The sequence below is a fragment of the Pseudomonas sp. S3_E10 genome, from assembly GCF_054667615.1.
Genome location: NZ_CP162743.1, coordinates 3,182,705 through 3,199,451, shown reverse-complemented (window position 1 = coordinate 3,199,451; position 16,747 = coordinate 3,182,705). Strand labels below are relative to the sequence as shown.

Below are 16,747 nucleotides of genomic sequence, written 5' to 3'. Positions count from 1 at the left end.
TCAACTGACAGTCAGCCATCGGGGTAGCCCCCTCCCACATTTTGATATTCACTGGGATTGAGAATGAGGGGTCAGGCCAAGCCGGACTCGACCAATAGCGCTTCCAACCCCATAAGGTCCGGCACCTTCGCCACTTGTTCGCCCACCTGCACCGCCGCCAGTTCCAGTGGGCACAACGGCACGTCGACGTAGCTCAATTCGCTATCGAGCTTGTACGAGCGCGGAATCCCCTGGATCACCAGCGCAATGAACTTCAACGTCGGCCGCGCGCCCAAGGCGTTCAACACCACGATCCGCGAGCGTTCGCCGGTCACGCTGGCCTCACCGCATGCGGCTTCAAAGCTGATCAGCGGGATTTGTCGATCCCGCCAGGTGACTTGGCGCAGGTACCACGGCGGTGCGTCACTGGCCGGTTCGCCGCGTTGAAAGTCGATAAGCTCAGCCACGGCGACATTCGGCAGTATCAGGTGCCGGTCGGCCAGGGGCAGCAGCAGGCCGGTGAGTTGGCTGGTGCGGTGGTCAAGCATGTGACTTGCTCCAGTAGGCGATGCTTTCCAGCAGCACCGACTCTTGATACGGCTTGCCGAGGTAGTCGTTAACACCGATGGCCATGGCGCGGTCGCGGTGTTTCTGGCCGGTGCGCGAGGTGATCATGATGATCGGCAGGCGCATCAGGCGCGGGTCGTTGCGCACCTGGATCGCCACTTCGAAGCCGTCCATGCGCGGCATTTCGATGTCGAGCAGCATCAAGTCCGGGGTATGTTCTTCAAGCACGGCGAGGGCGTCGATGCCGTCCTTGGCGGTGAGCACGTTCATGCCGTTGCGCTCCAGCAGGCGGCTGGTGACTTTGCGCACGGTGACCGAGTCGTCCACCACCAGCACCAGCAGCGGGCGCTTTTTCAGCGGGTCGTTGAGGATCAGCGGCGCATCCACCGCCTGCGCCGGCAAGGCCGGTGGCCGCGCGCGAATATGCGCCAGCAAATCGATGATCAACACCACGCGGCCGTCGCCCAGGATGGTCGCCCCAGACAACCCCTGCACCCCGGAAAACTGCGGGCCCAGGCCCTTGACCACGATTTCGCGGGTACCGGCCATGGCATCCACATGCACCGCCACGTGCCGCTCATTGCACTGCACCAGCAACACCGGCACGGGCTGGTATTGTCCCAGCAATTTCGGGCGGCCGCCGGTGTGCAGCAGGTCGCCCAAGTAGAACAATTCGTAGCGCTGGCCGGCATATTCGTAGCACGGCGGGTCCTGCTGATAGTGCCCCGCCAATTCATGGGGCAGCACCCGCACCAGGCCTTCGATGGTGTTGAGCGGGATCGCGTATTGCTCGTCCGCGCATTGCACCATCAGCGCACGGTTGACCGACACGGTAAACGGCAGGCGAATGCGAAAGTGCACGCCGGCGCCCGGCGTCGAGTCGATCACCATCGAGCCACCGAGTTGGCGCACCTCTTCGTGCACTACGTCCATGCCCACGCCACGCCCGGAAATCTGGGTGATTTTTTCGGCGGTGGAAAACCCCGGCTGCAGGATGAACTGCAACACGTCGCGGTCGCTCATCTCTTGATGGGGCGCCAGCAGGCCGCGCTTGATCGCCTTGCGCCGCACCGCTTCCAGAGGCACGCCGGCACCGTCGTCGCGCATGTCGAACACGATATCGCCGCCTTCGTGGGTCAAGTCCAGGGTGATGCGACCCTTCTCTGGTTTACCCGCCGCCAACCGAACGTCGCGCGACTCCAGGCCATGGTCCACGGCATTGCGCAGCATGTGCTCCAGCGGCGCCGCCATGCGCTCCAGCACGTTACGGTCCATTTCGCCCTCGGCATTGCCGACGATGAACTCCACGTCTTTGCCCAACTCGCCCGCCACCTGGCGCACGATGCGCTTGAGGCGTGGCAGCATGCGTTCGAACGGCACCATGCGCGTGCGCATCAAGCCTTCTTGCAGCTCGGTGTTGATACGCGCCTGTTGCTGCAACAGGTCGTGCGCGTCCTCGTTACGCCGGTCGAGAGTGTCCTTGAGGTCGAGCAGGTCAGAGGCCGATTCGGACAGCGCGCGGGACAGTTGCTGCAACTGGGAATGACGGTCCATTTCCAGCGGGTCGAATTCTTCATACAGGCGCTCGGCCTCGGCCTGCTGACGGCTGAGGATACGGCCCTGGGTTTCGGTATCGAGGCGGCGCAATTGGTCGCGCATGCGCTCGATGGTGGTCTCGACCTCATGCAGGGCGATGCGCGCATCGTTCACTTGCTGCTCGATACGCCCCCGGAAAATCGAGGTTTCGCCGGCCAGGTTGACCAAGTCGTCCAGCAGCTCGGCGGAGATTTTCACCATATCGGCAGCCGGATCAACCACCGTTTCGGCCTTGCCTGCGGGCAACGCTACCGGCACGGGCGGCTCATCACTGGGGTGCACCAGGCTTTTGATGCGTTCGATCAGCTTGTCCACCGAGCCCACCGGCAAGCCATCCGTCACGGCGTCGACCATTTGCGCCAGGCGGTCATGGCAGCCCTGCAGCAACGCAAACAAATCCGGGGACAGCGCAAGCGAGCCGGCGGACAGCCCTTCGTAGAGAAATTCCAGCTCATGGGCCAAGTCGCCAATCGGCCCGATCTCGACCATGCGCGCGCCCCCCTTGAGGGTGTGCAGGTCGCGCAGCAGGGTTTCGACTTCCTGGCGGCTGGCAGGCTCGGCCTGCCAGCGCAGCAGTGCGCTGCCTGAGCTGTCGAGGATGTCGGCGGCTTCTTCGAGGAAGATCTCCAGCAATTCAGGGTCGGCGCCTGTTGCAGGCGGCGCCTCGGCCTGGGCCATGGGCGTGCTGCTCTGGCGTATCGCGCGCAGTTTGGCGACCAGTTCGGCGCTGTCGCTCAGGGGTTGCTGGCGGTGCAGTTCCTCCAATTGCAAGGCGAGGCGTTCATGGCTGGCCATCAGTACTTGCGACAGCTCGGTGGAGTAGCTGTAGCGACGGTCCACCAGGCCTTCGTAAAGGCATTCCAACTCATGGGCCAGATCGCCCACCGGGCCGATTTCAGCCATACGCGCACCGCCCTTGAGGGTGTGCAGGTCGCGCTGCAACGAGGACAACGGCGCAGCGTTTTCGGGTTCCAGCAACCAGCGTTTGAGGGCCTGCCCGGCGCTGTCGAGGATGTCCACCGCCTCTTCGAGGAAGATCTCGACGATCTCGTCGTCCAGCTTGGTTTGGTGATTCAACTGCGCGGTGGCGGCGCCCAGCTCGGCGATACTCAGCGCACGGCTGCCGTCGCTTTTTATCAACCCGGTGGCGGACGGGTCGAGGGCACCGTCCAGCAATTCGCGCAGGGCCTGCACACGAGCCGGCGCCGGGCTGATTTCCTGGCCGGCGGCCAGTTGGTCGAGCATGTTGATCAGCGCTTCATGGGCCTGTTCGGCCTCATGAAAAAACCGCTCGCCGACCGCCAGGCTGCTTTCTTCGACGGCGCCGTAGAGGTCGAGCAACGCTTCGCATAATTCATCGATAGGGTGCAGATCGGCGATGTGCGCGCCCTCCCCCAGCGTGGTCAATTCATCCAGCAGCGCGGTGAGTTCCTGGCGCTGGCCGGGGTGTTGTTGCCAGCGGCGCAGCAGGCTTTCGGCGTCGAGCAGAATGTCCATGCCCTGGGCCAGGAAGTTGGCGATCAGTTGTGGGTCGCGCTTGATACGCAGGCCGGTGTTGGGGGCGTCGAGCAGCGCTGCCAGTTGATGGTCGAGCAAGGCTTGCGTGCGGTTGATCAGGTCTTGCGCGCCCTTGATCGGCACCAACGGGTCGCGGTCCAGCTGGCGCAGGCTGCGTTGGAACAGGCCTTCGGCTTCAAGCAGCAATTCCACTTCGTCCAGGTCCAGCGGCAGGCGATGGGCTTTGTATTCACGGGTCAGGTGATCCAGCGGGCGGACCAGTTCGGCGATCGGCAACACGCCGGCCATGTAGGCGCTGCCCTTGAGGGTATGCAGGGCACGCTGCAACTCATCGCTGACTTGCAGCGGCACGTGTTCGGCAGCCTGTTGCAGGAAGTGGTTGAGGCTGTCCAGGTGGCTCTGCGCTTCGTTGCGGAAGATCTCCAACAGCATCGGGTCGTGGGGTTCGGCGGCACCGCTGGCCAAGGCGTGGGCGCGGGCGGCCAGGGCATCGACTTCGTTGCGCTGGTGTTGGTCGTCGCCGGCAAAGTCAGCGATCAGTTCCGGCAGCAGGGCCACCGCTTCGTCCAGTACCTGTTGTACCTGCGGGCCAAGGGCCACGCTGCGTTCCAGCACACGGTTGAGCAGGTTTTCGACGGCCCAGGCCAGCTCCGCCAGCACCAGGGCGCGCACCATGCGGCCGCTGCCTTTCAAGGTGTGGAAGGCACGGCGCATTTCGCCCTGGGCGGTTTTGTCGGCGCTGTTGGGCAGGTGGCGGTGCAGCACCTCAAGGACTTCGGCGGTTTCTTCGAGGAACACTTCACGCAGCTCATCGTCGACAGGCACTTCATCGGCCGGCGGCGGCAGCAGGCTACCGGGGCGCTGCAAGGCCGGCGGGTTGAGGCGCGACGTGGGGTTGGCCAGTGCATCGAACTGGGACTGGCTGGGCGTGATCTCGCTGGACAACGCGCCATCGGGCGCCACCAGTGCCTGGCGCCAGGGTTTCTCCGCCGGCAGGTAGCCCAGCGCCGCCAGGCTTTGGGTGGCCAGCTCCAGCACCCGCTCACCGGCGGCGTCGGGGTCTTGGAGCATACGTTCGAGGTAGTACTCCAGGCTGCTGATCACGTCAGCAAAATGCCCCAGTTGCGCCTCGGACGGCGGACGTTCGTTGATCATCAACTGTTCGCCGACGTAGTCGGTGCAGCCACGCATCAGGCTCGCCGCGCGCGGCAGCGGAATCATCGCCAGCGCACCGCGCACCTGGCTCAGCAGCTCCGGCAGGGACTCCAGGCGCTGGCGGTCCCAATCGGCCTCGATGCAGTCGATCACCAGTTCTTTGGCCTGCCTCAGGCATTGGCAGGACTCGCGGATCACCAACTGGTGAATCTGAGTCAGGTCGGTGGTGGGCAGGCGGCTTTCTTCGCGGCTTTCCGGCTCGACGGTGCCGGCCATTCCGGCCAGCGTGGCTTCCACGTAGAGCAGCGCGCCGGCCACGTCCATCAGTATCGCGTCGTTGGGCGCGCGCTGCCCCTGGGCCAGGCTCAGCACGACCGCCAACTGGTCGATAATCACTTTGCGTGGCTGGCCGAAGCCCAGCACGGCCAAGGTGTCGGCAATTTGCCGCAACGGCGCCAGCAGCGCATCGAGGTCGCCGGTGTGCTGGCGGTCACTGCGCACGAATAGGTCGAGGCGTTCCTTGACGCGCACCAGTTCCTCGCACAGCGCACCGAGCACCGAGCCCATGGCATTGCGGTCCGGCCCGGCCAGGCGGGCGCGCTCGGCGTCAACCACGGCACTGTCGGGTAATGCCTCATCGAGGCCGTAGCGTTCCTTGAGGCTTTGCATGCGCGGCGTCGGTCGGGTGACTTTGGCCACGTAGAACAACAGGCTTTTGAGCAGGTCATCCGGCGCTGGTTGGTTGATACCGCCAATGCCTTGAGCCAGCAAGCGCTTGAGTTGCTTGCCGCTGGCCTTGAGCAAACTGCGCAGCGCCGGGCTGTTGGCGACCACACCGGTGAGCATGCCCTCGACCAGCGCCGAGGTGACTTGCCACAAAGGCAACAACGGCGCGCCTTGGCACAGGGCTTCAAGACGCGCGAACACCCGCGCCATGTCTTCCAGGTTGCTTGGGCCGTGGTCTTCACGCAGCAACCCGGCGAGGGCTTGTTGCAACAACAGGTGCCATTGGCGCAGTTGTTCATGCAGGTTGGGCGCCGCGCGCTGGGCCAGGGTTTCGTCGGGCAATGGCGCAATCGACAGCAGTTGGGGGCTGAACAGGCTGGTTTCCGACAACAGGCTTTCACCGCGGGCGCTGCGCAGGTCGTTGAGCAGCGGCAGGACGACCAGCGGCAAGTCACGGCGGGCGCTGTGCACGCGGTCGAGGTACAGCGGCAGTTGACCCAGGGCCTGTTGCAGCAGGCGGATGCTCTCGTCGCGCTGGCCGACCTGCCCGGCTTTAAGCGCCAGGGCCAGCGCTTCGATTTCTTCGGCCAGCAGCGCCGCGCCATAGAACTCGACCATTTGCAGCGCGCCGTGCACTTGGTGGATACCGGCCAGGCACTGGCTGATCACGTCGTCGTCATGGGTTTCGACAAACGCGTCCAGCGCCGAACGGGCCTGTTTCAGGGTTTCGGCAATGTCGCCCTTGACCCATTCGAGGGCCACGTAGTCGTGCCGGTCAACCATAACTGCTCCGCTTGGAATTCGTGGGTTGCCTGGATCTCCAGGCTGGTGGAGAACCCGTGTGGGAGGGGGCTTGCTCCCGATGGCGGCGGGTCAGCTACAGAAATATCAACTGACAGTCAGCTATCGGGGGCAAGCCCCTCCCACATTGGGCTGTGGTGGTCTTTGGATCGCGTTTCAATCATCAGCCTGTTTGGGCGGTGGCAGGGTAAAACCCGACACCGACCGGCGCAACTGGCTGGCCATCTTCGCCAAATTGCCGATGCTTTCCGCCGTAGCGGTGGAACCGGACGACGTCTGGGTGGTGATCTGCTGGATCACGTTCATGGTCAGGGAGATCTGCCCCGCCGACGAGGTCTGTTGTTGCGCCGCGTTGGAAATACTCTGGATCAACGCCGCCAGGGTTTTCGACACGCCTTCGATCTCTTCCAGCGCCACGCCTGCGTCCTGGGCCAGCCGGGCGCCGCGTACCACTTCGGTGGTGGTCTGCTCCATGGAGATGACCGCTTCGTTGGTGTCGGCCTGGATCGCCCGCACCAGGGTCTCGATCTGCCGGGTGGCCGCCGACGAGCGTTCGGCCAGCCGTTGCACTTCATCGGCCACCACTGCGAAACCGCGCCCGGCATCGCCGGCCATGCTCGCCTGGATCGCCGCGTTGAGGGCGAGGATGTTGGTCTGTTCGGCAATGTCGTCGATCAGGCTGACGATGTCGCCGATCTCTTGGGACGATTCACCCAGGCGCTTGATGCGCTTGGCGGTGTCCTGGATCTGTTCGCGGATGTTGTCCATGCCGTGGATGGTGTTGTGCACCACCTCGTTGCCCTTGTTGGCGATTTCTACCGAGCGCTCCGCCACCGCCGACGACTCAGCGGCGTTGGCCGATACCTGGTCGATGGACTGGGCCATCTGGTTGATCGCCGTGGAGGCTTCGGCGATCTGCTGGGCTTGATGCTCCGAGGCCTGGGCCAGGTGCATGGCGGTGGCCTGGGTGTCCTGCACCGCGCCGGCCACCTGCCCGGCGGTGAGGTTGATCGTTGCGACCAGGTCACGCAGCTGGTCCACGGAGTAGTTGATCGAGTCGGCGATGGTGCCGGTGAAGTCTTCGGTCACCGAGGCGGTCACGGTGAGGTCGCCGTCGGCCAAGTCTTCGATTTCATCGAGCAGGCGCATGATCGCGTTCTGGTTGCGCTCGTTCTTCTCGGCGGTCTCGTGCAGTTGGCGGTTGGTCTCGCGCACCATCACCAGGCCGATCAGGATAATCGAGGTCAACGCCAGCAGGCCCAGCACATAGCCGCCGATGGTGTCGAAACTGCGCCCGCTGGCCAGGTTCTCGAAACCGGTGGCCAGGTGCGAGGCTTCATCGAGCAGGGTTTGCGACAGGTTGAAAATATTGCTCGCCGAGGCGCGCACCTGGAACAGCTGCGGCGAGGTTTCGAGGATTTCATCCACCGAGCCTGAGACGAACTCGAACAGCTCGGCGATTTCCGTCAGCCGCGCGCGGGCGTCGCGGTCTTCGACCTGGGTGATGCGCAGGCCCGGGTTACCGTTGAGCATGCCATTGAGCACCTGGCCGAAGCGCGCGGCATCACGGCCAAAGGCATCGGCGGCCTGCACGGCGGTTTCGTCACCGGCCAGCACCGTATTGACCGCGCCCAGAATACGCTCGGCCAACAGCGACTGGCGCTGGGCAACCGCCACCTGGCTGGCCGGTGCACCGCGTTGCAACAGGATGTCGACGACTTTTTCCGACTCCATCTGCAATTGCGGCACGGTTTCGGCCAGGGTCGCGGCCACTTGGTGCAGGGACAACACGGTCTGTTCGCTGGCGAGGATCGCGTCGGTGTTTTTCAGCAGTGCTTCCCAGTCGGTCTGCACCGCGCGCATTTCGGCGCGTACCGCACCGGGCGCGGCCGGCAGGCCGGTATCCGGGTCGCCTTTTTTCAGGTAGCCCCAACGCTGGGCGAAGTCGTTGCGCGCATCGCCCAGCAGTTTGAAGGCGGCAGCCTTGCCGGCGGCGGCCTCGGTGGCGTTTTTGGCAATACGTTGCGACAGCACACGCAGTTCACCGGCGTGGCCGATGTACTGTTTGTCGTAGGTGGACTGGGTGTTGAGGTACGCGAAGTTGGCGAACAACAGCATGATGAACACGATCAACGCGATAAACAGCACGATGATCTGTGAGCGGCTGCGCGAGCCGGCCTGGGGTTTGGGTGGGGTAACGGTGGTCATGCGGCGACATCCAAGAAACCCGGGGCCCGGGCCAGAGCGAAGGGGCTGAAGACCTGCCAGGACGGGTCGCCGTCAAACCGGCCCTGGATAAACGGCGCGCCGGGGCTGGCATTGGCCAGCAAGGCGTCTTGTGCGAAATGCTGCATCCCCACCACCTCGTCCACCAGCAGCCCGACAAACAGATCGTTGTATTCCACCACCAGCACCCGGCGTTGCTTGCGCACCTTGGACAGCGCAAGGCCAAGGAAACCGCCCAGGTCCATCACCGGCAGCAGGCGCCCGCGCAGGTTGGCCACCCCTTTGACCCAGGCCTTGACGCCCGGCATCAACGTGCAGCGCGGCTCGTGCAGCACCTCGGCGACTTCGCCCATCGGCGCCACATACCAATGCTCACCCAGGCGAAAGCCGATACCACTCCAGCGCTGCAGGCGGGCTTCCTGGGACGGCAGGTCGGCGGCCAACAGGCGGCAGCGGCGGTCGATGTCCAGCAACAGCTCGAAGGCGGTTTGCGACTCGGTCATGATGGCGTGCCGTCAGCCGGCCAGTACCTTGTTCAAGGTGGCGATCAGGGTTTCTTCGTCCACCGGCTTGGTCAGGTAGTCCTTGGCGCCCTGGCGCGCGCCCCAGATCTTGTCGGTTTCCTGGTCTTTGGTGGTGATGATGATGATGGGGATGCCGTTGGTTTCCGGCTCCTTGGACAATTGGCGGGTGGCCTGGAAGCCATTGAGGCCCGGCATCACGATGTCCATCAGGACCGCATCGGGTTTTTCCTGGCGGGCCAGGGCTACGCCATCGGCGCCGTTTTCGGCCTTGAGGACCTGGTGGCCGTGCTTTTCCAGCATGCCGGTCAGTTTGTACATTTCAGTCGGCGAATCGTCGACGATCAGAACACGTGCCATGGTTTTCCCCATTACATTGGTCGGCGCCGGCCCTTGTAAGGCGACGTCAGTGTGCTTGTTCAACTGCGGCGAACCCCGGCACGTAGGCCTTGATCGCGCTCAGCAGTTCTTCCTTGCTGAAAGGCTTGGTCAAAAACTGATCGACACCGACGATGCGCCCCTTGGCCTTGTCGAACAGGCCGTCCTTGGAGGACAGCATGATCACCGGGATCGACTTGAACGCCGGGTTGTTCTTCACCAAGGCGCAGGTCTGATAGCCATCCAGGCGCGGCATCATGATGTCGACAAAGATAATGTGCGGGTGATGATCAACAATCCGGGCCAGGGCATCGAAACCGTCGATGGCCGTGATGACATCGCAGCCCACGTTCTTCAACAGCGTCTCGGCGGTGCGGCGGATCGTTTTCGAATCGTCGATCACCATCACTCTCAAGGCGTTGGAATGCTGTTCCATATCTGCTCTACCATCGCCACAGCGAATCGGTTTTCGGTGCGTACTGCCTGATGTTGCACAGGATGAGCCCCGCAGGCCTTGGAATTCAAGGGCTGCTGCGCCGTGGCAGCCTTTTTAGCACAGTCTCGAAGAGCAATCTATCGAGGCACTCGCCCGGTGGTTTTTCCTTGACCCACAACAACTGCAGCGCCACTCTGACGCCACTTTTATGCGCCCTAATTTGCTAGAGGAAATCCCCCATGAGCGTTCGCGTCGGCATTGTCATGGACCCTATCGCCAGCATCTCCTATAAAAAGGACAGCTCGCTGGCCATGCTCCTGGCCGCCCAGGCCCGCGGCTGGACCCTGTTCTATATGGAACAGCGCGACTTGTACCAGGGCGACGGCGAGGCCCGCGCACGCATGCGCCCGTTGCAGGTGTTCGCCAACCCCGAGAAGTGGTTTGAGCTTTCAGACGAGATCGACAGCCCGTTGAGCGATCTGGATGTGATCCTGATGCGCAAGGACCCGCCGTTCGACATGGAATTTGTCTACTCCACCTACCTGCTGGAGCAGGCCGAGCGCGCCGGCGTGCTGATCGTCAACAAGCCGCAGAGCCTGCGCGACTGCAACGAAAAGCTGTTCGCCACGTTGTTCCCGCAGTGCACGCCGCCGACCGTGGTCAGCCGCCGCGCCGATGTGCTGCGTGAATTTGCCGCCAAGCATGGCGATGTGATCCTCAAGCCGCTGGACGGCATGGGCGGCACCTCGATTTTCCGTCATCGCGCCGGCGACCCGAACCTGTCGGTGATCCTCGAAACCCTGACCGCCCTGGGCACCCAGCAGATCATGGGCCAGGCCTACCTGCCGGCAATCAAGGATGGCGACAAGCGCATCCTGATGATCGACGGCGAGCCGGTGGATTACTGCCTGGCGCGCATCCCGGCAGCGGGCGAGACCCGTGGCAACCTGGCGGCAGGCGGTCGTGGCGAAGCGCGGCCGTTGTCGGACAAGGACCGCTGGATCGCCAGCCAGGTTGGCCCGACGCTGCGGGAAAAGGGCTTGCTGTTTGTAGGCCTTGACGTAATTGGTGAGAACCTCACCGAAATCAACGTCACCAGCCCCACCTGTATCCGTGAGATCGACAATGCATTTGGCACGAACATCGGCGAAATGCTGATGGCCGCCATTGAGCGCAAGCTACAAGCCAAGTGACATAGAACAGCCGGACACGCACCAACATTGCGTTATCATGCGCGACCTGTGAAACGCGCGATGTTGGTTTTTTTGTCATGACACTCCCGTCCAATCTGCCTCCCGAACTCTCCCACAGCGGCGTGCGCCCGGCTGATCGGCTCGGTTTTACCCTGTTTCTGGCCGCGCTGATTCACCTGGCCGTGCTCCTCGGCGTGGGGTTCACCATGGTCGAGCCCAAGCAGATCACCAAGACCCTGGAAATCACCCTCGCCACGTTCAAAAGCGAAAAAAAGCCTGAGAAGGCAGACTTTCTCGCCCAGGACAACCAGCAGGGCAGCGGCACCCTGGACAAGAAAGCCATCCCCAAGACCACTGAAGTGGCGCCGTTCCAGGACAACAAGGTCAACAAAGTCACGCCACCTCCGGCGCCCAAGCCCGAAATCAAGCAGGCCACGCCCAAGCCAGCGGTGGCCACCGTCGCGCCCAAACCGCAAAAAGCGCCGGTCCAGCGCGAAAAAACCAAGACCGAGCCGCAGCCGGAACCGGTGAAGCCAGCGCCGACGTTTGACAGCTCGCAGCTGTCCGACCAGATCTCCAGCCTGGAAGCCGAACTGGCCAATGAACAGCAGCTGTACGCCAAGCGCCCACGCATCTACCGCCTGAACGCCGCCTCCACCATGCGCGATAAAGGCGCCTGGTATAAGGACGAGTGGCGCAAGAAGGTCGAGCGTATCGGCAACCTCAATTACCCGGACGAGGCCCGTCGCCAACAGATTTACGGCAACTTGCGGCTATTGGTGTCGATCAACCGCGATGGCTCGCTCTATGAGGTACAGGTGCTGGAATCCTCCGGCCAGCCGCTGTTGGACCAGGCCGCCCAGCGCATCGTGCGCCTGGCCGCGCCGTTCGCCCCGTTTACCGGGGACTTGAACGACGTGGACCGTCTGGAAATCATCCGCACCTGGAAATTCGCCAAGGGCGATCGGCTCTCCAGCAACTGACCGCTGCCTGTGTAGTGAGCGCACAACACAAGAACTCCAGCTTGTCAGTTCGCCCCTCCAACGCCACACTAGCGGACATGAAAAATGTCAGCCCGACTTACCTCAAGCACCAATTCCTGATTGCCATGCCCCACATGGCCGACCCGAACTTTGCGCAGACCTTGACCTATATCGTCGAGCACACGGCCAATGGTGCCATGGGGTTGGTGGTAAACCGCCCGCAGGAGCTGAGCCTGGCCGATATCCTCGAGCAGTTGCGCCCCGAGATAGAGCCGCCGGCCCGTTGCCAGCATGTGCCGATCTACATCGGCGGGCCGGTGCAGACTGATCGAGGTTTTGTGCTGCACCCCACCGGGCCCAAGTTCCAGGCCACGGTGGACCTGGACGGTGTGTCGCTGTCCACCTCCCAGGACGTGTTGTTTGCGATTGCCGATGGCGTGGGCCCCGAGCAAAGCGTCATCACCCTGGGTTACGCCGGCTGGGAAGCCGGGCAGTTGGAAACCGAACTGGCCAGTAATGCCTGGCTGACCTGCCCGTTCGACGCCGACATCCTGTTCAACACCGCCAGCGAACTGCGCCTTGAAGCGGCCGCCGCCAAGCTGCGAGTCAACCTTAGTTTGTTGACCAGCCAGGCAGGGCACGCCTGATGGCCTTGCGTCTGATCCTGGGTTTTGACTACGGCACCAAACAGATCGGCGTTGCGGTCGGCCAGGTCATCACCGGCCAGGCCCGCGAACTGTGCACCCTCAAGGCCCAGAACGGCATACCGGACTGGAATCAGGTCGAAGCGTTGATCAACGAATGGAAACCCGATGCGGTGGTGGTCGGCCTGCCTCTGAACATGGACGGCACCCCCAGCGACATGTGCCTGCGCGCCGAAAAGTTCGCCCGCCGCCTCAACGGCCGCTACAACATTCCCTTCTATACCCACGACGAACGCCTGACCACCTTCGAAGCCAAGGGTGAGCGACGTGACCGTGGCGGGCAAAAGGGCAGCTACCGCGACAACCCCGTGGACGCTATCGCGGCCGCGCTGCTGTTGCAGGGTTGGCTGGATGAAAACACGGCGTTATTTGAATCCTGACTGACGCGGCTTGCCGCGTCTTTTTACGTTTGAGCCCGGACCTTGCAGGCCACCCGCCGCGCAAGGCGTTTGAAGGAGCCACCATGAGCCTGCCGAATCCCACCGAACTGATCGCCCAGATGGCGACACGCCTCAAGGCGCACCTGGAACACCGCAGCATCAGCGAGCCGCGCTTTATCGGCATTCGCACCGGCGGTGTGTGGGTGGCGCAGGCGCTGCTGGAGGCACTGGACAGCGATTCGCCCCTGGGCACCCTGGACGTATCCTTCTACCGCGACGACTTCAGCCAGAACGGCCTGCACCCGCAGGTGCGCCCGTCCGCCCTGCCGTTCGAGATCGAAGGCCAGCATCTGGTGTTGATCGACGACGTGCTGATGAGCGGCCGCACCATCCGCGCCGCCATGAACGAGCTGTTCGACTACGGCCGCCCGGCCAGCATCACGCTGGTCTGCCTGCTGGACCTGGACGCCGGCGAACTGCCGATCAGCCCGGATGTGGTCGGCGCCACGCTGTCGCTTGCCGCCCGGCAACGGGTAAAATTGTCCGGTCCCACGCCGCTCGAACTCGAACTGCAAGACCTTGCCCTTTAAACCGCCTTGTAAAGAGTCCCCGCGATGACGCCTCTAGATGCCAAGCGCCCGCTGCAGCTCAATGCTCAGGGCCAGTTGCAACACTTCTTGTCCCTCGACGGTTTGCCCCGCGAACTGCTCACCGAAATCCTCGACACGGCCGACTCGTTTCTCGAAGTCGGTGGCCGGGCGGTGAAGAAAGTCCCACTGCTGCGCGGCAAAACCATCTGCAACGTGTTCTTCGAGAACTCCACGCGCACCCGTACCACCTTTGAACTGGCGGCCCAGCGGCTGTCGGCCGACGTGATCACGCTGAACGTGTCCACCTCGTCGGCGAGCAAGGGCGAGACACTGCTCGACACCCTGCGCAACCTGGAAGCCATGGCCGCCGACATGTTCGTGGTACGCCATGGCGACTCCGGCGCCGCGCATTTCATCGCCGAGCACGTGTGCCCGCAAGTGGCGATCATCAACGGCGGCGACGGCCGCCACGCCCACCCGACCCAGGGCATGCTCGACATGCTCACCATTCGTCGGCACAAGGGCAGCTTTGAAAACCTCTCGGTGGCCATCGTCGGCGACATCCTGCATTCGCGTGTCGCGCGCTCGAACATGCTGGCCCTGAAAACCCTGGGTTGCCCCGACATCCGCGTCATCGCGCCAAAGACCCTGCTGCCGATCGGTATCGAGCAATACGGCGTGAAGGTCTACACCGACATGGCCGAAGGCCTCAAGGGCGTGGACGTGGTGATCATGCTGCGCCTGCAACGCGAGCGCATGGCCGGTGGCCTGCTGCCGAGCGAAGGTGAATTCTATCGCCTGTTCGGCCTGACCACCGCACGCCTGGCCGGGGCCAAGCCGGATGCCATCGTGATGCACCCGGGCCCGATCAACCGAGGGGTGGAGATTGAGTCGGCAGTGGCCGACGGCAACCAGTCGGTGATCCTCAACCAGGTCACCTACGGCATCGCCGTGCGCATGGCAGTGTTGTCCATGGCCATGAGCGGGCAAACCGCGCAACGTCAATTCGAGCAGGAGAACGCCCAGTGAAGCTCAGCATTATTGGCGCTCGCGTTATCGACCCGGCCAGTGGCCTGGATCAAGTGACCGATCTTCATCTGGAAGCCGGCAAGATCATTGCCCTCGGTGCCGCCCCCAGCGGCTTCAGTGCCAGCCAGACCATCGACGCCAAAGGCCTGGTCGCCGCGCCTGGCCTGGTGGACCTGAACGTCGCCCTGCGCGAGCCCGGTTACAGCCGCAAAGGCAGCATCGCCAGCGAAACCCGCGCCGCCGCGGCCGGTGGCGTGACCAGCCTGTGCTGCCCGCCGCATACCAAGCCAATCCTGGACACCTCGGCGGTGACCGAGCTGATCCTCGACCGTGCCCGTGAAGCTGGCAATTGCAAAGTGTTCCCCATCGGCGCCCTGAGCAAAGGCCTGGAAGGCGAACAGCTTGCAGAGCTCATTGCGCTGCGCGACGCCGGTTGCGTGGCCTTCGGCAACGGTTTGGAGAGCTTTCGCAGCACCCGCACCCTGTGCCGCGCCCTGGAATATGCGGCCACCTTCGATCTAACGGTGATCTTCCACTCCCAGGACCGCGACCTGGCCGAAGGCGGCCTGGCCCATGAAGGCGCCGTGGCCAGCTTCCTCGGCCTGCCGGGCATTCCGGAAACCGCCGAAACCGTGGCCCTGGCCCGCGACCTGCTGCTGGTGGAACAAAGCGGCGTGCGTGCGCACTTCAGCCAACTGACCAGCGCCCGAGGCGTGGCCCTGATTGCCCAGGCCCAGGCCCGTGGCCTGCCGGTGACGGCGGATGTGGCGTTGTATCAGTTGATCCTGACGGATGAGGCGCTGATCGACTTCTCCAGCCTGTACCACGTGCAGCCGCCGCTGCGCACCCTGGCCGACCGCGACGGTTTGCGCGCGGCCGTGAAGTCGGGTGTGGTCTCGGCGATCTCCAGCCACCACCAACCCCACGAGCGCGACGCCAAGCTGGCGCCGTTTGGCGCGACAGAACCGGGTATCAGCAGCGTCGAGCTGTTGCTGCCGTTGGCGATGACGCTGGTGGAAGATGGCTTGCTGGACTTGCCGACATTGCTGGCGCGCCTGAGCGCCGGCCCGGCCGAAGCCTTGCGCCTGCCGGCGGGTAAGCTGGCGGTGGGTGCGGCGGCGGACCTGGTGCTGTTTGATCCGGCAAGCTCCACGATTGCCGGCGAACACTGGTTGTCCAAGGGCGAGAACTGCCCGTTCATCGGCCATGCATTGCCGGCAACGGTGCGTTACACGCTGGTAGACGGCCGCATCAGCTACCAGGCCTAAAATCAGTCTAGAGCGAGCACAGTAACCATGTGGGAGGGGGCTTGCTCCCGATAGCGGTGTATCAGTCACTTAATTGTTTACTGATGCACCGCAATCGGGAGCAAGCCCCCTCCCACAGTTGGTTATGTGTAGGCTTCTGGAGTCAACGTCCGCCATTGCGCTCGGCATTGCGAATCGAGATCTGCGTATTCAGCGTCCAGAAGTCATACAGCACCCCCACCAGGAACAAGCCGCCGGTCAGCAGGTAGATCAGGCCGGAGATCCATTTGCCCTGGTACATGCGATGCACACCGAACACCCCAAGAAACGCCAACAGGATCCAGGCCACGTTGTATTCGATGGGCCCGGCGGTAAAACGCAGGTCGGCTTCACGGTCCATGGCCGGGATCAGGAACAGGTCGATCAACCAGCCAATACCCAACAAGCCAAGGGTGAAAAACCAGATCGTACCGGTAACGGGTTTACCGTAATAAAAGCGGTGCGCCCCGGTAAAACCGAAAATCCACAATAGGTAACCGATCACCTTACTGTGGGTGTCTTGCTGCGGACCAACCTGTTGATAGGTGTTCATGGCGTACCTCTTTTGCTTCGATAGATAAATTTTTTCACTTTCTTTGTGACTTTTTTACGCGCGCCCGACGTACGGCAAATGGTATCTTCACTGCCCTGAAAGCCTTATGCCACCTGACTTGTGTAG

Annotated in this window: 14 protein-coding genes; 7 read left to right on the top strand and 7 right to left on the bottom strand. The window is 63.2% G+C overall.

What is annotated here, in order from left to right; translation table 11 throughout:
• Positions 1-71: 71 nt before the first annotated feature.
• The 6 genes from AB4N98_RS14530 to pilG all read right to left on the bottom strand — a co-directional run bounded on the left by AB4N98_RS14530 (position 72) and on the right by pilG (position 9,903).
• Positions 72-527 (bottom strand): chemotaxis protein CheW, encoded by a 456-nt coding sequence (locus AB4N98_RS14530; RefSeq protein ID WP_068938098.1) that lies wholly within the window; start codon positions 525-527, stop codon positions 72-74.
• Positions 520-6,324: an Hpt domain-containing protein gene (locus AB4N98_RS14525; protein WP_460148701.1), complete on the bottom strand. Its 5,805-nt coding sequence runs from the start codon at positions 6,322-6,324 to the stop codon at positions 520-522. The genes AB4N98_RS14530 and AB4N98_RS14525 overlap by 8 nt, the downstream gene beginning before the upstream one ends.
• Positions 6,325-6,498: 174 nt before the next feature.
• On the bottom strand, positions 6,499-8,550 hold the full coding sequence (locus AB4N98_RS14520) for a methyl-accepting chemotaxis protein (RefSeq protein WP_017530979.1): 2,052 nt from the start codon (positions 8,548-8,550) through the stop codon (positions 6,499-6,501).
• On the bottom strand, positions 8,547-9,071 hold the full coding sequence (locus AB4N98_RS14515) for a chemotaxis protein CheW (protein ID WP_116078164.1): 525 nt from the start codon (positions 9,069-9,071) through the stop codon (positions 8,547-8,549). The genes AB4N98_RS14520 and AB4N98_RS14515 overlap by 4 nt, the downstream gene beginning before the upstream one ends.
• A gap of 12 nt (positions 9,072-9,083) precedes the next feature.
• The gene (gene pilH, locus AB4N98_RS14510; protein WP_014720320.1) at positions 9,084-9,449 is read right to left on the bottom strand and encodes a twitching motility response regulator PilH; all 366 of its coding nucleotides are present in this window, start codon (positions 9,447-9,449) and stop codon (positions 9,084-9,086) included.
• A gap of 46 nt (positions 9,450-9,495) precedes the next feature.
• Positions 9,496-9,903, bottom strand: coding sequence for a twitching motility response regulator PilG (gene pilG, locus AB4N98_RS14505; protein ID WP_003176671.1), 408 nt, complete (start codon positions 9,901-9,903; stop codon positions 9,496-9,498).
• Positions 9,904-10,142: 239 nt separating this feature from the next.
• Between pilG and gshB the strand changes: the two genes are divergently transcribed.
• From gshB to AB4N98_RS14470, 7 genes are all read left to right on the top strand, one after another.
• Positions 10,143-11,096 (top strand): glutathione synthase, encoded by a 954-nt coding sequence (gene gshB / locus AB4N98_RS14500; protein ID WP_065879318.1) that lies wholly within the window; start codon positions 10,143-10,145, stop codon positions 11,094-11,096.
• 77 nt (positions 11,097-11,173) lie between these two features.
• Positions 11,174-12,079 carry an energy transducer TonB gene (locus AB4N98_RS14495; RefSeq protein WP_017530976.1) on the top strand — a complete coding sequence of 302 codons (906 nt, stop codon included), beginning with the start codon at positions 11,174-11,176 and terminating at the stop codon, positions 12,077-12,079.
• Positions 12,080-12,156: 77 nt separating this feature from the next.
• Entirely contained in the window at positions 12,157-12,726 is a 570-nt protein-coding gene (locus tag AB4N98_RS14490) for a YqgE/AlgH family protein (RefSeq protein WP_017530975.1), read from the top strand.
• Entirely contained in the window at positions 12,726-13,163 is a 438-nt protein-coding gene (gene ruvX / locus AB4N98_RS14485; RefSeq protein WP_017530974.1) for a Holliday junction resolvase RuvX, read from the top strand. Before AB4N98_RS14490 ends, ruvX begins: the two co-directional genes overlap by 1 nt.
• An 83-nt stretch (positions 13,164-13,246) precedes the next feature.
• On the top strand, positions 13,247-13,753 hold the full coding sequence (pyrR, locus tag AB4N98_RS14480) for a bifunctional pyr operon transcriptional regulator/uracil phosphoribosyltransferase PyrR (protein ID WP_065879317.1): 507 nt from the start codon (positions 13,247-13,249) through the stop codon (positions 13,751-13,753).
• A gap of 24 nt (positions 13,754-13,777) precedes the next feature.
• The gene (locus AB4N98_RS14475; protein WP_017530972.1) at positions 13,778-14,782 is read left to right on the top strand and encodes an aspartate carbamoyltransferase catalytic subunit; all 1,005 of its coding nucleotides are present in this window, start codon (positions 13,778-13,780) and stop codon (positions 14,780-14,782) included.
• Positions 14,779-16,050, top strand: a complete 1,272-nt coding sequence (locus AB4N98_RS14470; RefSeq protein WP_065879316.1) for a dihydroorotase — start codon at positions 14,779-14,781, stop codon at positions 16,048-16,050. Before AB4N98_RS14475 ends, AB4N98_RS14470 begins: the two co-directional genes overlap by 4 nt.
• A 142-nt stretch (positions 16,051-16,192) precedes the next feature.
• On the opposite strand, the gene AB4N98_RS14465 is transcribed toward AB4N98_RS14470, so the two are convergent.
• Entirely contained in the window at positions 16,193-16,621 is a 429-nt protein-coding gene (locus tag AB4N98_RS14465; RefSeq protein WP_017530970.1) for an NINE protein, read from the bottom strand.
• Positions 16,622-16,747: the final 126 nt, after the last annotated feature.